Raw genomic sequence first — 23,039 nt, forward strand, 5'->3', positions numbered from 1 at the left:
GTATTCCAGGCTCGCGGAGTTGGTGGCTCGTATCAGTTTGAAGGAGAAAACTGGTCCGTCTCTCCGGCATTTATGGTGTACAAGCTGATTCATTATCAGTTTGGTTCGTTTGTTGGGAGAAGCTTTGCTGACGAGGGCTCTAATTTCTCGGCAAGCCTGTCGTACTATTTTGACGAGTATCGCTTTCCTTCTTTCGATACGCTTCCTGACTATGAAGACCCGCAAGGAACTGCATCGCAGGAGTGGTTTGGTTACAGTGCGTCTCTTTCCGGGACCTGGGCTCCCACGGATGAACTGGAACTTGCTTTGCAAGTGAAAGATCTCTGGAATCTTCTCGATATGGGCAACTCCGGACATCGCTCAATATGCGCAGAAGTCGGTGAGGTTACTAATCCCGTCTGTTCGAGTGGCGGTGCTGCCAGTGGCGATGACAATCCGAAGACGCTGGAAACATCAATTAAGTCGACAGTTGTTGCGAATACGGTTTATAAGCCGCTGGATGTATACGTTCAGTATTACTGGCATGACGTATACCGGAATCTGTCCATCGAGAAACGTTACCCATTCGGTAGCGGCAAAGTGGGTGTTGTTGGAACGTCGAAGCGCCAGCTCGGTGCTGCTTTCTACTGGCAGGGGCTCTCTGCCAGCTACATCGTAGATGATCTCAATATAAAACAAGTCCGCGATGCCCGTATTGGGTTGTCGTATCAATATCGGTGGTGACTGGTCTTCGTTGATCTGTCGCTGGTGAGAGATCCCCCGTGATTTCAGGCTAAGTCACCACTGCGTCAGACGTGCAATTCCGGTATCATGCCGGCATCAATCAGACAGGATGCAGCATGTACCTTGAGTACTTTGGCTTAGACAAACTGCCATTTACCATCTCTCCGGATCCGGATTTTCTGTACCCGTCACCTGGGCATCAGGAAGCGTTGGCACACCTGAGCTATGCCCTGACGGATCAGGGCGGGCTTATCTGCCTTACTGGCGAAGTGGGTACGGGTAAAACGACACTGTGCCGGGCGCTTATGGCGTCTATCCCAGAAGGTGATCATGTTGCATATATATTTAATCCGCAGCTCTCGCCTATAGAGTTAATGCAAAGCATCTGTGATGACCTTGGCATCGCCTATGAAAGAAGCGCATCGCTCAAGGAAGTCTACGCATCCATCAACGAAGCACTGGTGAGGTTCTACGGGAAACATCAGCGTGTTATTTGCGTGATTGATGAAGCCCAGTCCATGCCAGTCGCGCTACTGGAACAGGTTCGCCTGTTGACCAATCTGGAAACAGACCGGGAAAAGCTACTAACCCTCGTTCTGGTAGGGCAACCAGAGCTTCGCGATTTGCTTAAGCGTAACGATTTGCGCCAGCTGAATCAGCGTATTACTGCCCGTTACCACCTGGATTTGCTGAGTCTCACCGAAACTTCCGAGTATGTTGAGCACCGCCTGGTCTGCGCTGGCGGGAATCAGATGTTATTTGATCCTGCCGCGATCGAGACTATCTGGCGGGCCAGTGAGGGAACTCCACGGCTGATTAACAGCATTTGCGATAGAGCGCTATTGGGTGCTTATGCCACGGGCAGTCACCTGGTCAGTTCGGATATCGCAAGTCAGGCGATTATTGAAGTGCTTGGGGCAGATTATGATGCAGTTCCTCCAGTTCATGTAGGAAAAGGGGCGGCTGGCATTGCAGAGACCTCAGGCAAATACATATTAAAAAGTGCACTCGCTTTCTGCGCGGCTGCTGTGTTTGTCTTTGCGGGTGTGATTGCGTACCAGAATATTCCTGCACTTAAGACGGTCTCATTAGACCGCAGTGATCCGTATGCCGTACTTGAGGCCTCCCGTACTGAGGGCGCCGCGAATTGCGACTCTTCAGGTTGGCGATGTATTTTGGTTGATTGGGATATCTCTGAACTGCGAGAGCTGAATCAGATCGCAGTCGTCAGAGTGGGGAGCGGGGGTGCAGAAGCAGAATGGTATGACCTTGAAGAATACGAGCGTGGGTATGCTGGTGAGGCTGTGATTTTATGGCAGGCGCCTGCTGACTACACCAGCGCTGTTAAACCGGGAGAAACCGCATCGGTCATTCGTTGGGTGCGGTCGCGTCTGGGTGCAGGCTGGGATCAGGAATGGACCAGCATTGGGCCAGGTGGTGTGCAGGTCGAGGTTAATCCAGAGTTTTATGATCCTTTGCTGGAGCGTGCGGTCGCTGAATTTCAGATCGCTGAAGGTTTAAAAGCTGACCGTATTATTGGGCCAAAAACCCTGATGTACCTGCAGGCGAGGCAGTAGCATGTCATACATCCTCGATGCATTGAAAAAATCCGAACAAGAGCGGGATGAGCGCAACCCGGCCCAAATGCCGCCTAAAAAGGGCCTGATCTCAGAATCTGCTGAGACTGGAAAAGTGGCTTCAGAGCACGAGCAGCAACGTAATACGGACAGTAATACTTCTGCTCGCATGGGAATTTCTGCCGCTCTGGCCGTTGTGCTTATCTTAGGTGCTATCGCTACAGCCTTTTATTTTTCGCCCGCTGACAAGCAGGGCGCTACACCATCGGCTGCCGAAGAGACTTCGCTTTCTGAAACGGACTCAGAACCTGCAGCGGTTATGACGACGGCAGAGCTTTCTGCAACTCAAATCGTGGTAGCAGAAAGTGCAATTGAGGATATTGAGGCGGAACAAAGCGACGTTGAGCCAAAAGCGCCTCTTAAAGAAGCGCGAGCACCGTTCGAAGCATTGGAGCGAATTCCGGATCTGAATATTACGGGGCATACGTTCAGTTCCGTGCCAGCTAAGCGAACAGTGACCATGAACGACCGTCTCTGGCGAGAAGGTGAGCAATTGGTGGACGGTGTAGTTCTGCAGGAGATTACGCGCGACGGCATTCTGCTCGACGTTTCCGGGTGGCCTGTGGTGATTGGTCGTACGCGTGGATGGAAGGCTATTCGCTGATGCTGCAAAAAGAAACTAAAGAGCGCATTCAGTCGCTGTACCGCGAAGCGATCAAGGCACTGGAATTACGTCCACGCTATGGTCAGCGCGTAATGATCGCAGAAATTGCGAAAGCGCTGGGTTCTATTCGTGAAGGCGAAAAGGACGAACGCGACAACGATGCTGGCATTGCGGTCGTAGAGGCAGGCACAGGTACTGGTAAGACTCTGGCTTACCTGATTGCTTCATTACCAGTGGCCATTGAGCGAGAACGTAAGTTACTGGTCTCGACGGCTACGGTAGCTTTGCAGGAGCAGATCCTTGATAAGGATTTGCCAGCGCTGAAAAAACACCTCTCTCTACCGTTTAATTTCGCGCTAGCCAAAGGGCGTGGTCGATATTTGTGTCTGGCGAAGCTGGATAAAGCCTTGCAGCAACTTTCCGGCATTCTGTCTACGGTAGACCTGTTTGAGCAGACGCCTGAAGAGCAGGACCGCGAGCTCTACGAAAAGATGTTGATGAAATACGGCAGCGGTGATTGGGATGGAGATCGGGATCGCTGGGATGATGAAATTGAGCATAAACAATGGTCCCACCTGACGGCGACTCACCGGGAATGCTCGAACCGTCGTTGCCCCCATTTTCAGAACTGCGCTTTTTACAAAGCGCGGAGCGCCATGGAAGACGCAGATGTCATCGTCGCTAACCACGACCTGGTGCTTGCGGATCTTTCGCTTGGTGGTGGTGCTATTTTGTCGGCGCCTGAAAAAACCATTTATGTGTTTGATGAAGGGCATCACCTCGCCGATAAAGCACTGAACCACTTCCGGCTGGAATTTGGCGTGCGCTCAACACGCCAATGGCTAAAACAGCTGGAAAAAGTCATCGAACAATTTATTGCTGATGCCGGAATGCCTGTAGGGTTAATGCATTCACTGCAAGAGATGCCGGCGAATCTTCAGGCGTTGTCCCAGAGCGCGAGCCTTGTCTGGCCACTCGTGATGGACCTGATGCAGGACAGAGATCGTCAGCGTTTTGAATTTGGTGTGTTACCCGAATCGCTCCGCGAGCTTCTACAGACAATGAAGGCCCCCCTGCAGCCTGTTGTCCATTGCCTCGATAAAATGTCGGATATGCTGCAGAAGTCTCTCGATCCGAATGAAACTGGAGATTTTCAGCGAGAGGTCGCTGAGGCCTGGCAGGCACCCGTTGGAATTATGTTGGCGCGGGCTGAAGAGCTGTCAGAGGCTTTGTCATGGATAGCAGCGGAAGAGGCAGAAGGCGAATTGCCTGTGGCCCGGTGGCTTAGTAAGCGTCCGTACGGTGATGATTGGGATATTTCTCTGTCGGCGTCGCCAATTTCAGTGGCAGCGCAGTTGCGCAGGAATCTATGGAACCGCTGTTACGGTGCCGTTGTCACCTCTGCAACGCTCACCGCGTTGAACAGTTTCAGCTCGCTGAAATGGGAAGCCGGCCTGCCAGATTGGGCGGTCTACGAGCGGGTCGCGAGTCCGTTTAATTATCCAGAACTCGGCCAGCTCGAAGTTGTCCAGCTGGCTTCAGACCCAAAGAGCGAAGCGTTTGAAAGTGACGTTCAGAATTGGTTGAAAGAGGCCGTGAACCCAGATGAGGCCACTCTTGTACTCTTTAGTTCGCGTGCACAGCTAGAAGCGACGAGAGACTATTTTATTCGCGACTGGTACGAACACCTCCTGTGTCAGGGTTACCTGCCCAAAAGTGAAATCGTACGTCGTCACAAGGAACGCATTGATGACGGGAAAGGAAATGTGATCTTCGGGCTGGCATCCTTTGCCGAGGGGATCGACTTACCCGGTGAGTACGTAACTCATGTTGTGATCGTTAAGATTCCATTTGCGGTGCCAGATGATCCTATCCAGTCTGCCATATCGGAGTGGATGGAGAGCCGGGGGCGCAATCCTTTTATGGAGTTAACGCTACCAGCGGCGTCTATACGACTTATTCAGGCGTGCGGGCGACTGATCCGCAAGGAATCCGATCACGGCAAAGTCAGTATTCTCGATAAGAGATTGGTGTCTTCCCGATACGGGCAGTTATTGCTTGATTCTCTGCCTCCGTTCCGGCGTGTGTGACTCGCGCTTCATTTACTGCAGTTCGGATTTCAGGCAATAAAAAACCCGCCGAAGCGGGCTGTGTATCTGGCAGTCCTGCCGTGCACTCAGTCTCAGGCCAGCTGGCCTGCTACTTCCTCAACTGTTGGTTGATCTTCACGGACCATAAGCAGGTGGTCCTGGAGATAGTTCAAAAGGGCTTCTGCACCTTTCATTTCGCGCTGCATCAGCAGGCAACGCAATGATTTTTTGTCTTTACCCAGAACGCGAACATGATAGGTGTGGCCCGTTTCCGGAATCTCCAGCCACAGCTGATCAGACGACTCGTTCAGCGTCATATCCACATTAATCTGCTCGATCTCGCAACCGCTGAAGTTAATGTTGGTAATGCGCACCGTGTGTTCTTTGCCAGTGGCCTTGTCGTGAAGACTATACGGCTGCTCCATTGGGCGCAGGCGAGCTTGCAGGCGCTGGTTGGCGAAGTCGTACGCTTGTGGGTCATACAGGTCGACGCCCTGGATACCTTCGAGTGACTGGCCGCTCATGAAGCGACATACGACTTCCATTGATGCGGATTTCTGTTCGAACTGTGCCAGGTGATCAGCGTTACGGATAACAGCAAACTTACCGTTAACGCACTGACGTGCTACCGCAGCGTTTTCCTGCGGCAGAGTGAAATTATCGAACTCGCCAGTCGCAATCAGAGTTTCGCAGGTCGGGAACGACTTAAAGCCCTGGAAACGCAGCAGTCGGCGTGTGTTCTGAGCGTAACGCTGACGCTCATTATCATTCAGGCGAGCAATCTGACGGAACAGAAGACGACGATAGGTTGCGCCGATCTGAGTGTCTTCCATGCGGTTGTGATTGATCAGATTACAGACGGCTGTGGTTGCGAATGCATCCATGTCGCCGTTATCGAGTAGCTTGAGAGAATCTTCAAGCAATGTGATCAGACTTTCGCGACGGAAGCAGGTGATACCGGAAATAAGAAGGCGGTCGATCATCTGTGGGTAAGCAGATGCGAAAAGAGTCGCCATTGCAGAGCCATAGCTCACACCCATCAGCTGAACCTTACTTACGCCTTGTGAGGTCAGGAAACCCGCGATCAGGTCTGCGAAGTCTTCCATATCGAGTTCAGGCGCAAGCTGGTCGTTGCCACCCTGAGAAGGGAAGTCTGCAAGGATAACAGGGCAGTGCTCAAGCATTTGCTCAACTTCGTTACGGAACGAAGAAAAGCTCTGGAAAGCACCACCAAGAAACATGACTGGCGCCTTATCCATGTTGCCCTCACTTTCGTAGGCAACAAACTCAACCTTATAGTCACCAATCATCTGGATGTTTGGTGCTTGCTTTAACGCTGCTGGGGAGTAGTTGGCAAACTGCATGATGGTGTCGACTCTTTATTCTTGTAGTGTGGTCACTCTATCGCACTTATAGACAGAATGCCACACTTGTATGTTTTCTTTACGTTACATTGAAGTCTTTATAACTTATTGATTTATATGGTTATTTTAAAAAATGTAACGCGAGTCGAGTGGGTCGGTGAAAAAAAAATTGTTGCTCTCGTCACATTTCTTAACGTGGCGAATTAAATTGAAACCGGATCTCGTCAGGCGTCACGTCAATATCAAAATCTCCGTTAGGAGTAGAGTGCGATTCTGGCGCCAGGTTCCCGGCGTTCGGAATAACGATTTCGAATGAATACGGGTTGATAGCAAGCTCGGATGGTGGGACTGCACCGTCTGGGTACACCGCGTTTGAAAGACTCAGGTTTTCGTAATCGATCGGAGTGCCTTCGTCGAGCCCCAGTGCATCGCGAAGTCTCGTCTCATTAACGAACTTGTCGTGATCATAAATAGGCGTATCAGGAATCGTCTGAGAAATACGCGCGAACTCATATTCTGACTGAGCCGTCATGTCATAAGGTATCGCCTCATACTGCTCACGCATATCAATCGTGGACTGCGACGTGGATTCGCCCTCAGAAAAGTCGTCTTCAAGTGGCGATACACGAATAATGCTGCGACGCTCATTCTGTTGAGTAGGCGCCTTCTTGCGCACAATCACGGTGGTATCGCGGATGTAGGACTCGGTCATCTCTTCAGCCGGAATTTCGGTGATTTCGGCGAATGTGAGAGGAGATGCAGCGATAGAGAGGCTCAGCACGGCGCCGGCGAGGACTGAGAAGTTATTGATATCTTTCATGATGAGACTCCCATTGATGTTTTACTAATCCTAGAGGAATGCCGCAGAGTTACAAGCGTACATTAGCGTCAGCAGTGCCGCATTTCAGGCCTTTCAGTTAACAATTGAATCTGAACGGTAAGCTCTCTGTAAGCTGGAACACGGGTACAACTTAGGGCACACTTGCGCGCACGCTTTATTATCACTGGTTGTAGTCCCTATGAGAGCCAATATCCCCCTCTGGATTGGCCTGCGTTATCTGGCCGCGAAACGCAGAAATCACTTTATTTCTTTTATATCAATGTCATCGATGATCGGCATGACGCTCGGTGTGGCGGTTCTGATCCTCGTTCTCTCCGTGATGAATGGCTTCGACCGTGAGTTGAGGGAACGCATCCTCGGTATGGTGCCTCATGCAGTGCTCTATAAATATGGAGGCATTGAGGACTGGGAAGTTCTGGCAACGCGTGTTGAGGGCCTGCCGGGCGTTGCCGCGGCAGCACCTCTAACCCGGCTCCAGGGGATGCTTGGTTATGGCGGTCGGGTGCAGGGGGTAATGATCACCGGTATTGAGCCCGGCGTCGAAGAGCGTGTATCTATCCTTCCTCAGCATATGACAGAAGGTGAGCTTGAGTCGCTGCAGCCGGGTGAGTTCGGCGTAGTGATCGGTGAGCTTCTCGCGAGGCACCTGAAAGTAGGCATGGGCGATAAAATCACCATGATGTTGCCCGAGGCGACGTTGTCCCCTGCAGGTGTTCTCCCGCGTATTAAGCGCGTCACTGTCACAGGGATATTTTCAGTCGGAGCTGAACTGGACTCGAACCTTGCTGTTATCAATATTGATGATGCCCGCAAACTGGGTCGTATTGACGCAGAGGTTCAGTCTCTGCGTATACGCTTTGATGATCTGTTTGATGCACCTGCTGGCATCTGGGAAATCGTCGGGCAGCTGGATGGCCGCTACAGTGGTACCGACTGGACCCGTACACACGGCAATCTCTTCCAGGCGATTCGTATGGAGAAGACCATGATCGGATTGCTATTGCTGATGATTGTTGCGGTAGCAGCCTTCAATATTATCTCCACACTGATCATGGTGGTCACCGACAAACAGGCGGACATCGCGATCCTGCGCACAATGGGCGCCACCCCTCGTACCATAATGGGTATTTTTATGGTGCAGGGCCTGTCTATTGGCGTGGTCGGGGTTCTTCTTGGCACAACGCTCGGGATTATTGGTGCATTGACCATCTCAGATCTGATTGCGGCACTTGAAAGGCTGTTTCAGTTCCAGATTCTAAATGCGGATGTTTACTTTATTTCGTACTTGCCGAGTCAGCTGAAGCTGTCTGATGTTCTGATCGTTGTGTCTGCATCGCTGACCATCAGCTTCCTCGCTACCTTGTACCCATCTTACCGGGCGTCGCGCGTCCAGCCTGCGGAGGCCCTGCGTTATGAGTAATCCAATCCTTGTCGCTGAAGGCCTGAAAAAGACCTACACCAGTGGCCCTCAGGCGGTCACGGTCTGGGAGGGTGTCGATCTGACGGTGGATGCCGGAGATTCTGTTGCTATCGTGGGGGCGTCGGGCTCAGGTAAGACGTCTCTTCTGAACGTTCTCGGTGGTCTGGATGATATGGATGCGGGGGACGTTCAGATCTGCGGGCGTAAATTAAGTCAGCTCACCGAACAGGAAAAGACGACACTGCGTAATCAGGATGTAGGTTTTGTATATCAGTTTCATCATCTGTTGCCTGAGTTTTCAGCGCTCGAGAATGTGATGATGCCACTACTGCTTGGTGGTGTATCGCGCTCTGAAGCGAAGCGCAGGGCAACGGAGAGCCTTGAGAGACTGCGCCTTGGAAGTCGTGTTGTTCACAAACCTTCAGAACTATCTGGTGGTGAACGACAACGCACAGCCATTGCCCGGGCACTCGTGACGCGTCCGAAACTCGTCCTGATGGACGAGCCAACAGGAAACCTGGATCAGGGAACGGCGTCAGAGGTTGAGCAATTGATGGCAGAGCTACGGACGGATGCCGAAACCGCGTTTATCACGGTGACGCATGATCAGGCTCTGGCTCGCAGAATGAATCGGGTGTACCACCTGATAGAAGGGCGCCTTCAGTCTGACTGAAGCGCTCTTTGCTGCCGCAGGCGCTTGCGTTTTTCCCATGCCTTGCTGACATGGCGTCTCCATACCAGATGGATCGCAAAGTAGGCGATAACGCTCAGAAAAATGCCTGCGACCAGTGAGCCGACAAAGAGCGGCGCCCAGAAATCGGCCAGATTATTCAGAACCCAGTCGATTGATAATTCGATGTTAAAGTCCAGCGGGTCTGCGTTCAGAATCTGAGCGCCAAGCAAGTAAGTTGCGTAAAAGATCGGTGGAATAGTGACTGGATTGCTGATCCAGACAAGGCCGATAGAGATCGGCACATTCGCATTGATGTAGAAAGCGAGAAATGCCGCGATCCCCATCTGAAAGGGCAGTGGTAGAAACGCAGTAAATACACCGATCAGGAAAGCGCGGGCCACCGCTCGGCGGTTAACGTGCCAGAGGTTGGGCTTGCTGAAAAGTGGTGACAGGAAACGCAGGGAGCGTTTTCGCTGGACCTGTTCCGGCGACGGGAAAAATCGTTTTAAAAGCTTTTTGGGCATGCTGGTCGCCGTTCATTGATCGCGGCTGAATTATGCACATTACGCCATGGAGTGGCAATGAATCTGACCCTTCTGGGATGCCTTGCGGCTTTGCTTGCAGGGACACTCATACCAATGTCATCGGCAGCCTTGATATCTGCTGCCATTGTGAGTTGCTCTGTGGCAATGGTTGTCATTGTCAGGGCTCGCAATTCTGGCCTGAAAGTTATTCTTACGTCCGGCGCTCTCGCTTTGTCACTGCTATGGGGGAGTGGATTTACCGATGCTCAGCTTGGGCACCGCTTGCCTGATGTTTTATACAGTCAGGATGTTTCTGTCACAGGCTGCATTGTCGGCGAGGTTGATCGACAGAACCTCTCAACTTCAAGATCCCGGGCCAGGTTTCTTCTCGAACTACACGCCAATTCGCTCTCAATACATGGCCTCCGTTCTGTGCGGGTAAGTTGGTTTGATGCGCCGGATTGGCTGATGACAGGAGCCTGCCTGAAGGGCACCGCCCGACTTAAGCCGCCACGCAGCTATGCCAATGGTCTCAGCTACGACTATGTCGCCAGTATGATGTTCCAGAAGATCGATGCGACTGGCTACCTGACTCGCGGCGAGCAGGTAGAGAGTGTAGCGCCCGGCGTCCTGCTCGGCTCTGGTCTGGCGGATAAGATAAAGCAGGTTGCGTTGGCTGGCTTGACGCCGGAATCATCTGCCTGGGTTAAGGGGTTGGTGTTCGGAGATAAGGCTGCTTTTTCAGCTGAACAATGGCGGAGGGTGAGGGACAGCGGCACGCTGCATCTGCTGGTCGTCAGTGGTCTGCACGTCAGCATGATCGGAGTGATGGCGTTGGTTCTTGGGGCCTTAGTCGCTCGGTTGTTGGCACTACTCTTTGAACTACTCCCGGTGAATCGATCGGTTGTAGGGCTTCGTGCTTTGCCTGTCGCCTGCGCACTTGTGGTGACAGCCGCGTACGTGCTGCTGGCGGGCTCGGGGATTTCCTTAATCAGAGCGTGGTTTATGTTTGCCGTTGCCCTGGCCATCTGGAAGCTACCAATGCGAGTACGACGCGCGTCTTTGTTGCTTATGGCGGCGCTGGTTATCATGATCATTAACCCCCTCAGCTGGACCCAGGCGGGATTCTGGTATTCATTTTGTGCGGTTGCAGCGTTGGTGTTCTTCTTTGAAGGGCGACGTTCGACGCGTGTTTCTGCACTGCTAACTCCTCAGCTTCTGATTCTGTTCGCTATGTTGCCGGTTATGCTCTATTTCGGTCAGGAGGTGACGCTGGGCCACCTGATTGCGAACTTTTTCGCTATACCGCTGGTGACTTTGATAATCCTCCCGCTATCACTATTGAGTGCCTCGCAATTGAGTTCATGGGCTGATCCGGCTCTGTCTTTTTCTGTTAGCTTCTTCTGGGGCTTGCTCGATGGTCTGCCTGAATTGCCGTCAGTGAACTTGCATGGCAATTCAACATTGGGGGTACTTGCAGTCGCTGTCTTAGCGTGGATCTGGGCGGGTCGATCGTGGGCGCTTCCTGCCTGTGTATCTGCAATATACGGACTGATGTTCTTTACCCCCGGTGGCATCGGTTCTCAGGCTTCTGGCGTATGGGTTGTAGATAGCGGGCAGGGGCAGGCGATACTCGCCAGCGATGGTGTAACGTCGGTACTGATCGATACAGGCCCTGCGTATTCTGATTCCTTTTCGGTAGCGAGCGCCGCTGTTCTTCCTTTGATGCGTCAGAAAGGAATCGATCATCTGGACGTTCTTATTGTTTCTCACTCGGATAATGACCACTCCGGGGGCACTCGGGATATTCTGGAAGCTGTTTCAGTTGGGCGATTCTATGTCGGGCAGCAGCTTCATGGTTTAAAGCATCAGATCAACTGCCATGCGTTGAGCTCAATGAATAACGAAGCACAAGTCGCCCTTGACGCAAAAATGCGCATCGAGTTTGTTCCGGTTCCTGAGCGCGTGAGGGATGGCGATAATAACCAGAGCTGCGTGGTCCGTTTGCACTGGTCAGGGTATCGCATCCTGATCCCTGGCGATGCTGACTCGAAGGTTGAGCGGGCTTTAATTGCGGACGACGCTGAGCGGCTTAAGTCCGATATCCTGATCGCGGGTCATCACGGAAGTAACAGCAGCACCAGCTCGATGTGGCTGAAAGCCGTTGAGCCTCAGGTGGTTGTTTTTAGTGCAGGTTATCGCAATCGCTTCAACCATCCTCATCCTGATGTGACGGGTCGAATAGCCTCGGAAGGGCTGCCTTACGTGAATACCGCAACGTCTGGGTTGATCGAAATAACACCAGAAGGACAGATAAAACTCATGCGCGCCCAGTGGATGCCGCGATGGCACGCGCCGCCAGACGCGGAAAGGGATTTTTCACTTCACGGCCATGTGCTAGAGTAGCGCGCAAACAAAAACTGGCAGGAGACGCTGGACATGCTTGAGATCATCCAGAGTGGTGGTTGGATGATGGTGCCAATTATCATCGCCTCTGTATTGGCACTCGCGATTACCGTAGAACGTTTCTGGACGCTACGTCCGGGTAAAATTGCGCCGCCTAATCTGCTGTCGCAGGTTTGGGGTTGGATGAAAAATAAACAGTTAGACTCGGCGAAAATCCGGTCTCTGAAAGATTCCAGTCCGTTAGGTAACGTCTTAGCAGCCGGTTTGATCAACTCCCGACATGGTCGCCAGATCATGAAAGAGAGCATTGAAGAGGTGGCTTCGCACGAGATCCATGAAATGGAGCGCTATCTTAATGCTCTTGGTACTGTCGCAGCCGTCGCACCGCTGATGGGCCTGCTCGGTACAGTGATCGGTATGATTAAGGTCTTTGCTGAAATTATGGCTCAGGGTACTGGTCAGGCTAATTTGCTGGCAGGTGGTATTTCGGAAGCTCTGATCACCACGGCAGCAGGTCTGGTTGTTGCGATTCCGGCGCTTATTTGTCATCGCATACTGCAACGCCGTGTCGACGAAATTGTCGTTTACATGGAGCAGGAAGCGCTGAAACTCGTTGATGTACTTCACGGTGAGCGTGAAGTAGCAGACGCTCCGGAGAACGCTGGGTGAATTTTCGTCGTCAGTCGAAAGAAGAGGTAACAGTTAATCTGACGCCTCTGATTGATATCGTATTCCTGTTGCTGATTTTCTTTATGGTGTCGACGACATTCACGAAAGAAAATCATCTCAGCATCAGCTTGCCGGAGTCCAGCTCGGAAGAGACAGGCCAACCGCCGAAAGCGATTGAGATCCTGATTTCAGAGAGCGGAGAGTACAGTATTGATGGCCAACCTCTGGTGAATACCAAGGTAGAAACTCTTAAGCGTGCCATTGAAAAAATCTTAGACGGACGTGAAATCGCTCCCGTGGTTATTTCAGCGGATGCCAGAACGTCCCATGAATCTGTTGTGCGCGCCATGGATGCGGCAGGTCAGTTGGGGTTGATCAACCTCAGCATTACGACACGCAAATCTGCCGGTGGTGACTGAAACTATGGCTACTGAAGCAACTGCAGGCGCTATTTATAAGCGCCTGCTGACCTACCTGGGGCCGCAGAAATGGTACTTTTTGCTGAGTATCATCGGTTTTGCGATGTTTGCGGCTTCTGCTCCGGCGCTTGCTCATTTAATGGGTGTTGTTGAAGAAACCCTGAATGAGCCAACGCAGGAGAATATTTTCCTTCTGGTATCTGCGCTCTTTGCTGTTTACCTCTTTCGTGGTATCGGTACCTTTCTTGGTAAGTATTTTACGGCCTTGGTTGGGCGTGAAATTGTGCATGCACTGCGTACCCAGCTGTTCAATCGTATGCTGCGTCTGCCCAGCCAATATTATGATAATGAATCCAGTGGGCGCGTAATATCACGGGTTATTTTTGATGTTGAGCAGGTCAACGGCGCCAGCACCAAAGCGTTGACGACGGTGGTTCAGGAAGGTCTTACCGTGACTCTTCTGATGGGGTATCTGATCTGGCTGGACTACACTCTGACGGCGATCTTTCTTGTCGTTATTCCAGTGATTGGTGGTCTCGTTTCTTTAGCAAGTAAATTTTTCCGCCGTTACAGTCGTCGCATCCAGAAATCCATGGGCCAGGTAACTCAGGTTACCAACGAATCGATCAGCGGTTACCGTGAGGTTCGTACCTATAATGCCACCTCGGTTGAGGAACAGCGGTTTCTGAAAGCAAGCAATGAAAACCGCAAGCAGGTGATGAAATTCGCGTTAACGAATGCGATCAACGTCCCTTTGTCTCAGCAGGTTATTGCTACCGGCCTGGGGGTGATGATTTATCTGATGTTTCAGCGTGTGGCCAGTGGCACCATGGACGCAGGTGAATTTCTCCAGTTTATTACTGCTGCGTCTCTGATCGCCAAACCTCTTCGTGCGCTCACTGACGTCAACTCGGTTATTCAGAAAGGCGTTACCGCTGCTGAGTCTGTATTTAGTGTGCTGGATACTGAAACTGAGAAGGATACCGGCACAAAAGAATTAGGAAAAAGCACGGGCGCGGTCGAGTTTAAAGAGGCTCGTTTCCGTTATGCTCAAGCAGAGACGGATGCTATCAAAGGCATCAACCTGAATATCAAAGCCGGTACTTCGGTCGCGTTTGTCGGTCGCTCTGGCAGCGGTAAAACGACCCTGGTCAATCTGCTACCGCGCTTTTACGAATTAACGTCGGGCAGCATCAGCATTGATGGCCACCCAATCAATGAGCTGACGCTTAACTCATTGAGAGAACAGATCGCGATCGTGTCACAGAGTGTGACCCTGTTTAATTGCAGCATTCGCGAAAATATTGCTTACGGCAGTCTTGCCGATGCAAGCGACGAAGCCGTTATTGAAGCAGCGAAAGCCGCACATGCGCACGAATTTATTGAGAAACTCCCTGAAGGGTATGACACTCAGGTGGGCGAAAATGGCGTCATGCTTTCGGGCGGTCAGCGTCAGCGTCTGGCGATTGCACGGGCCATTCTTAAAAATGCCCCAATTCTTATTCTGGATGAAGCCACCTCGGCCCTGGATACAGAGTCTGAGCGACACATCCAGGCGGCGATGGAAGAAGTCATGAAGGGCCGTACCACATTGGTTATCGCTCATCGTCTGAGCACCATTGAAAACGTCGACACGATCGTTGTGATTGATGATGGACAGGTTGTTGAATCTGGCCCGCATCAGGAACTTCTTAATCAGCAGGGCGCATACGCTCAGCTTCATCAGCTGCAATTTGCAGAGGAAGAGTGATCGTGGGGTTGGCGGCCCGTATAGAGAAAAACTGGTACGGCCGTGCGCTGGGAAATCTTTGGTTGCTGCCGCTCTGGTGTCTGTTTGTTCTGGTAAGTGCGCTTCGGCGTGTTAAATATCAGATTTTCCCTGCCAGTCCGGCAGACACGCCGGTACTCGTTGTTGGCAATATTGCCATCGGCGGAACCGGAAAAACGCCGTTGATCACCTTGCTCGCCGGGCTCGCCGCAAAGCAGGGGATTCGTGTCGGTGTCGTGTCTCGAGGGTACGGTGGTCGCGCAGAGCAATACCCTCTGGTGGTTGATACAGATACACCGGTTGCGCAGTCGGGTGATGAGCCTGCTTTGCTCGCAGGGCTGGGGCTCCCGGTGGTTGTTGACCCTCAGCGAGCCCGTGCGGTAAAGGCGTTAAAAGATAAAGTAGATCTGATTCTGTCAGACGATGGCCTGCAGCATTATGCGATGGCCAGAGACGCCGAAATTGTTGTCAGTGATGCGACGCGCGGATTTGGTAATGGCTGGCAGTTGCCGGTTGGGCCTCTGCGTGAGCCCATATCCCGTATCGATACGTGTGATCTGCACCTGGTAAATGGCGTTGATTTCACGGTGCAGCCGACAGGCTATTTCGTCGATTCGGTTGAGCTATCGCCTGAGAGCCTGAAGGGCAGGCGTGTTCACGCTGTTGCTGGCATCGGAAATCCAGCACGCTTTTTTACCACGCTCCGGCAGTTGGGCGCTGATGTTGTAGAGCATGCATTTTCAGATCATCACGCGTTTGTAAAAGACGACCTCGTATTTAATGATGATTTACCCGTCGTCATGACAGAGAAAGACTGGGTAAAATGTCGTCACTTTGAACTACCAAATTCTGGATTTCTTCGGGTGAGCGCCGTACCGTCGGAAGCCGCCGAAGAAAACATTTCGCAGTTATTGAAAAGATTGGGAGCAATCCGTCATGGATAAAAAATTACTGAGCATGCTGGTATGCCCTGAGTGTAAAGGCAAATTGAAGTACGACCGTGAAGCTCAGGAGCTTCTGTGTACGTTCGATGGTTTAGCGTATCCGATTCAGGATGGCGTGCCGGTCATGCTGGAAGGCGAAGCTCGTAAGATGAGCGAAGAAGAAAAGCTAGAGAAAGCCAAAGCGGTGAAACCAGCCGAATGATCCGGGTACTGTTTGTTTGCCTCGGCAATATCTGTCGCTCTCCAACGGCGCACGGCGTCATGCTGGGGCTGCTGGAGAGTGAGGGTCTGAATGATCAGGTCTTTGTCGACTCTGCGGGAACAGCAGGGTGGCATATCGGTAAAACGCCAGACCCGCGCTCTCAGCAGGCGGCACTCGCGCGGGGCGTTGATATTTCAGACCAGCGTGCACGCCAGGTTTCTGCAGAAGATTTTGAAACTTTCGATTATGTTCTGGCAATGGATCGATCAAACCTCGACGATCTGAAAGCACTCTATGCCAGTAATGGAAGTCAGGGCACTGAGCCCAAACTGTTTCTGCGTGCATTTGGACGCAGCTTTGACGAACATGAAGTGCCTGATCCCTATTACGGTGGTGAGGCAGGATTTCGTCATGTTCTTGATCTGGTTGAAGACGCCTGTGACGGCTTGTTGGCCGACATCCGGCAGAAGATGGATGCCTGATGTCTCAGATGCCGGTCATTTCTGAACACTATTCACTCCACGATAAAAATACGCTCAGGCTGGCTTCGTGTGCGGAGTACTTCGCAACATTTACCTCAAGTGATGAACTTGCGGAGCTTGTTCACTGGGCAGAGCAGAAAAGCCTTGCGATCCGCGTCCTCGGCGGGGGAAGCAATGTCCTTATGCCTGAGTTTGTTCCGGGGCTCGTTATTCAGTCAAAAGATGAAACGGTATCGGTCGTTTCTGAAGATGAAAACTCAGTCGTTATAGATGTGGCGGCCGGGAAGTGCTGGCACGACTGGGTGGTTGAAAGCATTCAGTATGGCCATGGTCTTGAGAATCTTGCACTGATTCCAGGTTCGGTCGGCGCCTCGCCCGTGCAGAACATCGGTGCTTATGGTGTTGAGGTGTCAGACCTTCTTGTCTCTGTGACTGGGTTCAGTATTGCAGAACAGCGCATGCTGACAATTGAAAAAGCAGATTGCGATTTTTCCTATCGGGATTCTGTTTTTAAACATCGCCTGAAAAATAATTTTGTTATTTGTAGTGTCAGGTTCCGATTGAATAAGTTCTTTGCGCCCAATCTTGAATATGCGCCGCTTAATTCACTTGAACCAAATGCCTTGTCTGCTCGGGATTTGATCGATTTTGTGGTCGGCGTCCGGTCGGCAAAACTGCCAGATCCTAGACTGATTCCTAATGCTGGCTCCTTTTTTAAAAACCCGATTGTCAGTACTGAGACCGCCGAAGACCTCAAAAACCTGCACCCAACACTGCCTGTTTATCCGGTTCATAGTTCTCCCCAGAGTGCTAAGTTGGCGGCAGGCTGGTTAATTGAGCAGTGTGGCTTTAAAGGCAAAGCGTACGGGCCCGTTGCCATGTATGAAAAACAAGCGCTCGTGCTGACCGCTCCGGGGGAGGCTGAGCTACAGGATGTCGCCCGCTTGCAAAGCCTGGTGCAGACAGAAGTCGAATCACGCTTTGGTGTCCACCTCGAACCTGAGCCGCAACTCTTTACTGACTGAGGTTTCGGCTCAGTTTATTCAGAATATCAAGGTGCGGCCCACATCGCGGACGATCTGCACTAGTCAAGGAACTACATCAAAGCCTCTGGTTACTGGAAACGGGGCATTCAAACTCAGTTTATTGGCGGGCAGGCTTCTTGGTAAATGTGACGATGGCAATACCGCCGAGCACCAGCAGAGAGGCAATGACGAATCGACTGGTGATGGGCTCTGCCGCGAATAGCAATCCACCAACGGCGGCAATGACTGGCACTGAGAGCTGGACGACCGCCGCTTGAGATACCCGAAGGTGGCTGATGACGGCATACCACACTGCATAGCCTGCACCCGATGCAAGTGCGCCTGATGCGATGGCGAGCAGCAGGCCTCTTTCCGTTAGGTAAACGTCGCCGAAAGAGTAAAAAAGTAGAATCAGCGCAGGTATGCACGATCGTAAAAAGTTTCCACTGGTGTCGGCCAGAGGCGTCGCAGAGCCTCGCCCGATCAGGGTATACACGCCCCAGGCAGCCCCCGATATGGCCATAAGAACGAAGCCGGCAAGCTCAGGTGCTTCTGATCCCGGCAGCAGCATATAACTTAAGCCGCCAAAGGCCAGAAGAGTGCCGGCCCATTCTGTGAGCGCAAGTCGATGCCCACGAAAAACGCCAATCAGAATCATGGAAAGCTGCACAAAACCAAACAGAATAAGTGCACCTGCGCCGGTATCAATGCTGATGTAACCGAATGACAGGGTCGCTGCGTAAATAAACAGAGCCGTTGCGGCGGGCCAGTTGCCGTAATTCAGAATCTGGTTCGGTCGACTGGGCTTCAACAGGATTAACGAGAGCAGGGCAAGGAAAACGGCGCCAGCAATAAGCCGCACCAGGGTGTATCCGGCCGGGTCGATAGTCTCGTCTTTGAGTGCCAGTCGACAGAGGACAGAATTACCGGCAAAGGCAAGCATTGCAAAGGCGGTGAGCCCTAGTGTGCGAAGCCAGTGAGGAGGCGAACTCATAAAAGTCCGGGTTAAAACCCGAACTTTTCTAAGACAGGGCTTGAACCCTCATCCCAGCGGACAAGCCAGCCGTGATCGTCGCCCCAGTCACCGAGTACGATGCGCTGACGCTTCTGGCCGTTACATTCCCAGTCATGAGTTGCGGGGCGGTGAGTGTGACCGTGGATCAGCAGGTTTACTTTCGCATCATCCATCACCTTGTCGACCTCTTCGGGGGTGACGTCCATAATGTCGTCCGCTTTCATCTGCTGGCCAGCTTTGCTTTCTGACCTGACCTGTTGACCAATGGCCAGTCGTTCTTCGATCGACTTGCTCAACAGATCGGCCTGCCACTCAGGGTTGCGGAACAGCTGTCGCATGTTCATGTAAGCAACGTCACGGGTACACAAGCTATCACCGTGCATCAGCAGCGCTTGCTGATCGCCAACGGTAATAACCGTACCTTCAGCGAGCATCTCCGCGCCGCAGGCATTGGCGAATACATCGCCCATCAGAAAGTCGCGATTACCGTGCATAAAGAAAATCTTTACGCCTTGATCCGCGAGAGCTTTCAGTGAGGTTTGAATGCGTTCAACCAGAGCGTCGGTGTAATCGTCACCGATCCAGACTTCGAAGAAGTCGCCGAGAATATACAGTGTCTCTGCGTCTTTGAGCCGGTCCAGCAGTCCGAAGAAGCCTTCGGACATGGCTGGTCGGTTGCCCTGCAGGTGCAGGTCAGAAATAAAGTAATGCGTCATAGAAACCGGATCAGTCAGCGATGACTTCAGCTTTCTCGATGATTACGTCTTCCGCAGGTACGTCCTGGTGGCCCATAGCCATCGTGGTACGCACGCCTTTGATGCGGTTAACCACATCCATGCCTTCAGTTACTTTGCCGAATACTGCGTAGCCCCAACCCTGCATGTCTTTGCTGGTGTGGTTAAGGAAGGCGTTATCAGCAACGTTGATAAAGAACTGCGCGCTGGCAGAGTGTGGGTCCATGGTGCGGGCCATCGCCAGGGTGCCAACTTCGTTCTTGAGGCCGTTGTCAGCTTCGTTTTCGATAGGCTCGCGAGTCGCCTTCTCTTTCATGCCAGGCTCCATGCCGCCGCCCTGAATCATGAAACCGTCGATGACGCGGTGGAAGATAACGCCGTCGTAGAAGCCATCTTTAACGTACTGCTCGAAGTTCGCGGCAGTTTTAGGAGCTTTTTCGTGGTTCAGTTCGACTTTGATGTCACCAAAGTTGGTTTTCAGCAGGATCATGATTTCTCTCAGCTCAAATAGTGTGTTCGGGTATCCCTTACGGGCTTTCGGCGCGTATAATACCGCCTTTTTCCACGGCCCGACATGGGGCGGCTATCGTTTCTGTACAGATACGGACCAATATGACTGATACGACATCGAACACCAGTAATAATTTCATCGCCAAAATCATTCAGGAAGACCTTGATGCCGGGCGCGTACAATCGGTACAGACCCGATTCCCGCCAGAGCCAAATGGTTACCTCCATGTCGGCCATGCGAAATCCATCTGTCTTAACTTCGGTGTTGCCGAACAGTTTGATGGCGCATGTAACCTGCGTTTCGATGACACCAACCCAGAGAAAGAAAGCCAGGAATTCATTGATGCGATCAAAGACGACATCACCTGGCTGGGCTATCAGTGGAAGGGCGACATTCACTACGCGTCTGATTACTTTGATCAGCTGCACGACTGGGCGGTTGAACTGATCAAGGCCGACAAAGCCTATGTCTGTGACCTGAACGCCGAAGAGGCGCGCGAATATCGCGGCACCCTGACCGAGCCGGGTAAGAACAGCCCATATCGCGAACGTACTGTCGAAGAGAATCTCGACCTGTTTGCTCGTATGAAAGGGGGTGAGTTCGATACGGGTGCGAAAGTTCTGCGCGCTAAGATCGACATGGCGTCGCCGAACATGAATATGCGCGACCCGATCATCTACCGCATTCGTAAGATCACCCATCACCAGACTGGTGATACGTGGTGCATCTATCCGACCTATGACTTTACTCATGGGCAGTCGGATGCGATTGAGGGCATCACTCACTCTGTGTGCACGCTGGAATTCGAAGATCACCGCCCATTGTACGAGTGGTTCATCGAAAACCTGCCGGTACCTGCGCAGCCAAAGCAGTACGAGTTTGGCCGCCTGAACCTCGACTACACAGTAACGTCTAAACGTAAGCTCAAGTTCCTGGTTGATGAAGGCGTGGTCGCTGGCTGGGATGACCCGCGTATGCCGACTATTTCCGGTATGCGCCGTCGTGGTTTTACCCCAAACTCAATTCGTACCTTCTGCGACATGATTGGCGTAACCCGCAGTGATGGCATGGTAGATGTAGCCATGCTGGAGCACGCGTTGCGTAGCGACCTGAACCAGAATGCACCTCGCGCCATGGCCGTACTCAAACCATTGAAAGTGGTGATTGAAAATCTGCCTGAAGATCACAAAGAAATGCTCAAAGCGCCATTCCACCCAGAGCTGGATCTGGGCGAGCGTGAGATGCCATTTACGCGTGAAATCTTTATTGATCAGGACGACTTCAAAGAAGAGTACAGCAAAAAGTTCAAGAAGAAGTTCTGTCCGGGCAAACGCATCCGTCTGCGTTTCTCTTATGTAATAGAAGCAACCGATTACGAGAAAGACGCCGAAGGCAATGTCACGCTCGTGAAGGCGAAGCTTATTGAAAATACCCTTGGCGAAAACCCGGAAGACGGCGTAAATCCGAAGGGTGTTGTTCATTGGGTGTCGGCCACCGATCACAAAGAAGCCGAACTGCGTCTGTATGAGCGACTCTTCACCAGCGCGACGCCAGACAAAGGCGAGGGCGACTTTATGGATCACGTGAATAAAGATTCATTGAGTGTAGTTACCGCACTGATCGAACCGGCACTGGCCGAAGTGGATGCTGAGGCAAACTTCCAGTTTGAGCGAGAAGGCTACTACGTTGCTGATCGTTTTGATCATACGGCAGATCGTCCAATCTTTAATTTGACTATTGGCTTGCGTGAAGACAAAGCCCTTTTGGGCTAACTGCCTTGAAACTACAGCGTTGAAGTGCGCCTCAAAAATACTCATTTACTCTAGTAAACTCCGTTTTTTGATGCGCCCTTCGCCTTGTATTTTCGGCGTCGTAAACGCCCAAAATTAACCGGCAACTAAAGCCTCAAATTTAGCTATCGGAAAAAACATGACACTGAAGATTTTTAACACCCTGACCCGACAGAAAGAAGAATTCAAACCCCTCGTACCCGGTAAGGTCGGCATGTACGTGTGTGGCATGACGGTCTACGATTTCTGTCATCTGGGGCATGCCCGTGTCATGGTCGCGTTTGATGTTATTGCGCGTTATCTGCGCCATCGCGGTTTCGATGTGAATTACATCCGTAACATCACCGACATCGACGACAAAATCATTCAGCGTGCTAACGAAAATGGCGAAGCCTTTGACGCACTGACTGAGCGCTTTATCGCAGAAATGCACAAAGACTCAGAGTTGCTCGGTATCGAAAAGCCAGACGCAGAGCCAAAAGCCACCGCACACATCGGTGACATCATTAAGCTGGTTGAAACTCTGATCGAAAAGGGTTTTGCCTACGCTGCTGATAATGGTGACGTGTATTACCGTGTTCGTAAGTTTGAAGGTTACGGCAAGCTGTCGGGTAAGGTTCTTGATGAGCTTGAAGCCGGCGCCCGTGTAGAAGTGGGCGACGTTAAAGAAGACCCGCTCGACTTCGTACTCTGGAAGTCGGCTAAGCCAGAAGAGCCACACTGGGATTCCCCGTGGGGTATTGGTCGCCCGGGCTGGCACATCGAATGTTCTGCGATGTCGACCTGCTGCTTAGGCGACACCTTCGACATCCACGGCGGTGGCCCGGATCTTAAATTCCCGCACCACGAGAATGAAATCGCTCAGTCAGAAGCGGCAACCGGCAAGAAATACGTTAACACCTGGATGCACGCAGGGGCAGTGCGCGTCGACGGCGAGAAGATGTCTAAATCACTGGGCAACTTCTTCACCATTCGTGAAATCCTCGACAAATACCCGGCCGAAGTTGTTCGCTTCCTGCTGCTGTCGAGCCAGTACCGCAGCCCAATTAACTACTCAGAAGATAGCCTGAAAGAAGCGCAGACCAAACTCGAACGTTTCTACAATGCACTGCTGAGTGTTGAAGTGGGTTCTGTCAGCGATATTGATAACGACTACAGCGCTCGTTTCCACGCAGCGATGGATGACGACTTCAATACT

At 52.0% G+C, this 23,039-nt stretch carries 22 protein-coding genes; 16 read left to right on the forward strand and 6 right to left on the reverse strand.

What is annotated here, in order from left to right:
* From B2067_RS04115 to dinG, 4 genes are all read left to right on the forward strand, one after another.
* Window positions 1-723, forward strand: a 723-nt coding sequence (locus B2067_RS04115; protein ID WP_301387555.1) for a hypothetical protein, incomplete at its 5' end; no start/stop codon positions are given.
* A 116-nt stretch (window positions 724-839) separates the two neighbouring features.
* On the forward strand, window positions 840-2,300 hold the full coding sequence (locus B2067_RS04120) for an ExeA family protein (protein WP_301387556.1): 1,461 nt from the start codon (window positions 840-842) through the stop codon (window positions 2,298-2,300).
* Between the two features lies 1 nt (window position 2,301).
* A complete protein-coding gene (locus B2067_RS04125; RefSeq protein ID WP_068444275.1) occupies window positions 2,302-2,964 on the forward strand; it encodes a general secretion pathway protein GspB in 663 nt (220 codons plus the stop codon).
* Complete coding sequence (dinG, locus tag B2067_RS04130) at window positions 2,964-5,054, forward strand: ATP-dependent DNA helicase DinG (protein WP_301387558.1); 2,091 nt, start codon at window positions 2,964-2,966, stop codon at window positions 5,052-5,054. The genes B2067_RS04125 and dinG overlap by 1 nt, the downstream gene beginning before the upstream one ends.
* A gap of 92 nt (window positions 5,055-5,146) precedes the next feature.
* Here dinG and B2067_RS04135 read toward each other — a convergent pair whose 3' ends face one another.
* Together B2067_RS04135 and B2067_RS04140 are read right to left on the reverse strand one after the other, a co-directional pair.
* Window positions 5,147-6,418, reverse strand: coding sequence for an alpha/beta fold hydrolase (locus B2067_RS04135; RefSeq protein WP_301387559.1), 1,272 nt, complete (start codon window positions 6,416-6,418; stop codon window positions 5,147-5,149).
* A gap of 190 nt (window positions 6,419-6,608) precedes the next feature.
* Complete coding sequence (locus tag B2067_RS04140; RefSeq protein WP_297532524.1) at window positions 6,609-7,238, reverse strand: hypothetical protein; 630 nt, start codon at window positions 7,236-7,238, stop codon at window positions 6,609-6,611.
* A gap of 199 nt (window positions 7,239-7,437) precedes the next feature.
* Here B2067_RS04140 and B2067_RS04145 point away from each other — a divergent pair, with 199 nt between their 5' ends.
* Together B2067_RS04145 and B2067_RS04150 are read left to right on the forward strand one after the other, a co-directional pair.
* A complete protein-coding gene (locus tag B2067_RS04145; RefSeq protein WP_068444281.1) occupies window positions 7,438-8,679 on the forward strand; it encodes a lipoprotein-releasing ABC transporter permease subunit in 1,242 nt (413 codons plus the stop codon).
* Window positions 8,672-9,352: an ABC transporter ATP-binding protein gene (locus tag B2067_RS04150; protein WP_301387560.1), complete on the forward strand. Its 681-nt coding sequence runs from the start codon at window positions 8,672-8,674 to the stop codon at window positions 9,350-9,352. The genes B2067_RS04145 and B2067_RS04150 overlap by 8 nt, the downstream gene beginning before the upstream one ends.
* Here the strand turns inward: B2067_RS04150 and B2067_RS04155 are convergent.
* Entirely contained in the window at window positions 9,340-9,876 is a 537-nt protein-coding gene (locus B2067_RS04155; protein WP_068444287.1) for a DUF2062 domain-containing protein, read from the reverse strand. The two genes, B2067_RS04150 and B2067_RS04155, sit on opposite strands and share 13 nt — an antisense overlap.
* A gap of 57 nt (window positions 9,877-9,933) precedes the next feature.
* Here B2067_RS04155 and B2067_RS04160 point away from each other — a divergent pair, with 57 nt between their 5' ends.
* Genes B2067_RS04160 through murB form a run of 8 tightly spaced genes read left to right on the forward strand, consistent with a single transcriptional unit; the run spans window position 9,934 to window position 17,791 of the window.
* Window positions 9,934-12,282, forward strand: a complete 2,349-nt coding sequence (locus B2067_RS04160) for a DNA internalization-related competence protein ComEC/Rec2 (RefSeq protein ID WP_301387561.1) — start codon at window positions 9,934-9,936, stop codon at window positions 12,280-12,282.
* A 33-nt stretch (window positions 12,283-12,315) separates the two neighbouring features.
* On the forward strand, window positions 12,316-12,951 hold the full coding sequence (locus tag B2067_RS04165) for a MotA/TolQ/ExbB proton channel family protein (protein ID WP_068444293.1): 636 nt from the start codon (window positions 12,316-12,318) through the stop codon (window positions 12,949-12,951).
* Window positions 12,948-13,370, forward strand: a complete 423-nt coding sequence (locus tag B2067_RS04170; RefSeq protein ID WP_076517940.1) for an ExbD/TolR family protein — start codon at window positions 12,948-12,950, stop codon at window positions 13,368-13,370. Before B2067_RS04165 ends, B2067_RS04170 begins: the two co-directional genes overlap by 4 nt.
* Window positions 13,371-13,374: 4 nt before the next feature.
* Window positions 13,375-15,120, forward strand: a complete 1,746-nt coding sequence (gene msbA / locus B2067_RS04175) for a lipid A export permease/ATP-binding protein MsbA (RefSeq protein WP_301387562.1) — start codon at window positions 13,375-13,377, stop codon at window positions 15,118-15,120.
* A gap of 2 nt (window positions 15,121-15,122) precedes the next feature.
* On the forward strand, window positions 15,123-16,082 hold the full coding sequence (lpxK, locus tag B2067_RS04180; RefSeq protein WP_301387563.1) for a tetraacyldisaccharide 4'-kinase: 960 nt from the start codon (window positions 15,123-15,125) through the stop codon (window positions 16,080-16,082).
* Window positions 16,075-16,284, forward strand: coding sequence for a Trm112 family protein (locus B2067_RS04185; RefSeq protein ID WP_068434729.1), 210 nt, complete (start codon window positions 16,075-16,077; stop codon window positions 16,282-16,284). The genes lpxK and B2067_RS04185 overlap by 8 nt, the downstream gene beginning before the upstream one ends.
* Window positions 16,281-16,766 (forward strand): low molecular weight protein-tyrosine-phosphatase, encoded by a 486-nt coding sequence (locus B2067_RS04190; RefSeq protein ID WP_068434726.1) that lies wholly within the window; start codon window positions 16,281-16,283, stop codon window positions 16,764-16,766. Before B2067_RS04185 ends, B2067_RS04190 begins: the two co-directional genes overlap by 4 nt.
* Complete coding sequence (gene murB, locus B2067_RS04195) at window positions 16,766-17,791, forward strand: UDP-N-acetylmuramate dehydrogenase (protein ID WP_301387564.1); 1,026 nt, start codon at window positions 16,766-16,768, stop codon at window positions 17,789-17,791. Before B2067_RS04190 ends, murB begins: the two co-directional genes overlap by 1 nt.
* Before the next feature lie 118 nt (window positions 17,792-17,909).
* On the opposite strand, the gene B2067_RS04200 is transcribed toward murB, so the two are convergent.
* The 3 genes from B2067_RS04200 to B2067_RS04210 are packed head-to-tail and all read right to left on the reverse strand — an operon-like array spanning window position 17,910 to window position 20,030.
* On the reverse strand, window positions 17,910-18,785 hold the full coding sequence (locus tag B2067_RS04200; protein ID WP_301387565.1) for a DMT family transporter: 876 nt from the start codon (window positions 18,783-18,785) through the stop codon (window positions 17,910-17,912).
* An 11-nt stretch (window positions 18,786-18,796) separates the two neighbouring features.
* A complete protein-coding gene (locus B2067_RS04205) occupies window positions 18,797-19,522 on the reverse strand; it encodes a UDP-2,3-diacylglucosamine diphosphatase (protein WP_301387566.1) in 726 nt (241 codons plus the stop codon).
* Between the two features lie 10 nt (window positions 19,523-19,532).
* Window positions 19,533-20,030, reverse strand: coding sequence for a peptidylprolyl isomerase (locus tag B2067_RS04210; RefSeq protein WP_068443159.1), 498 nt, complete (start codon window positions 20,028-20,030; stop codon window positions 19,533-19,535).
* A 122-nt stretch (window positions 20,031-20,152) separates the two neighbouring features.
* On the opposite strand from B2067_RS04210, the gene B2067_RS04215 reads away from it, so the two are divergent.
* The gene (locus B2067_RS04215) at window positions 20,153-21,823 is read left to right on the forward strand and encodes a glutamine--tRNA ligase/YqeY domain fusion protein (protein WP_301387567.1); all 1,671 of its coding nucleotides are present in this window, start codon (window positions 20,153-20,155) and stop codon (window positions 21,821-21,823) included.
* A 157-nt stretch (window positions 21,824-21,980) separates the two neighbouring features.
* Window positions 21,981-23,039: cysteine--tRNA ligase (gene cysS / locus B2067_RS04220; protein ID WP_301387568.1), on the forward strand; the 1,059-nt coding region annotated here is incomplete at its 3' end.

Origin of the sequence: Thalassolituus sp. UBA2590, from assembly GCF_002339775.1 — a bacterium.
Lineage (GTDB): Bacteria > Pseudomonadota > Gammaproteobacteria > Pseudomonadales > Oceanobacteraceae > Thalassolituus.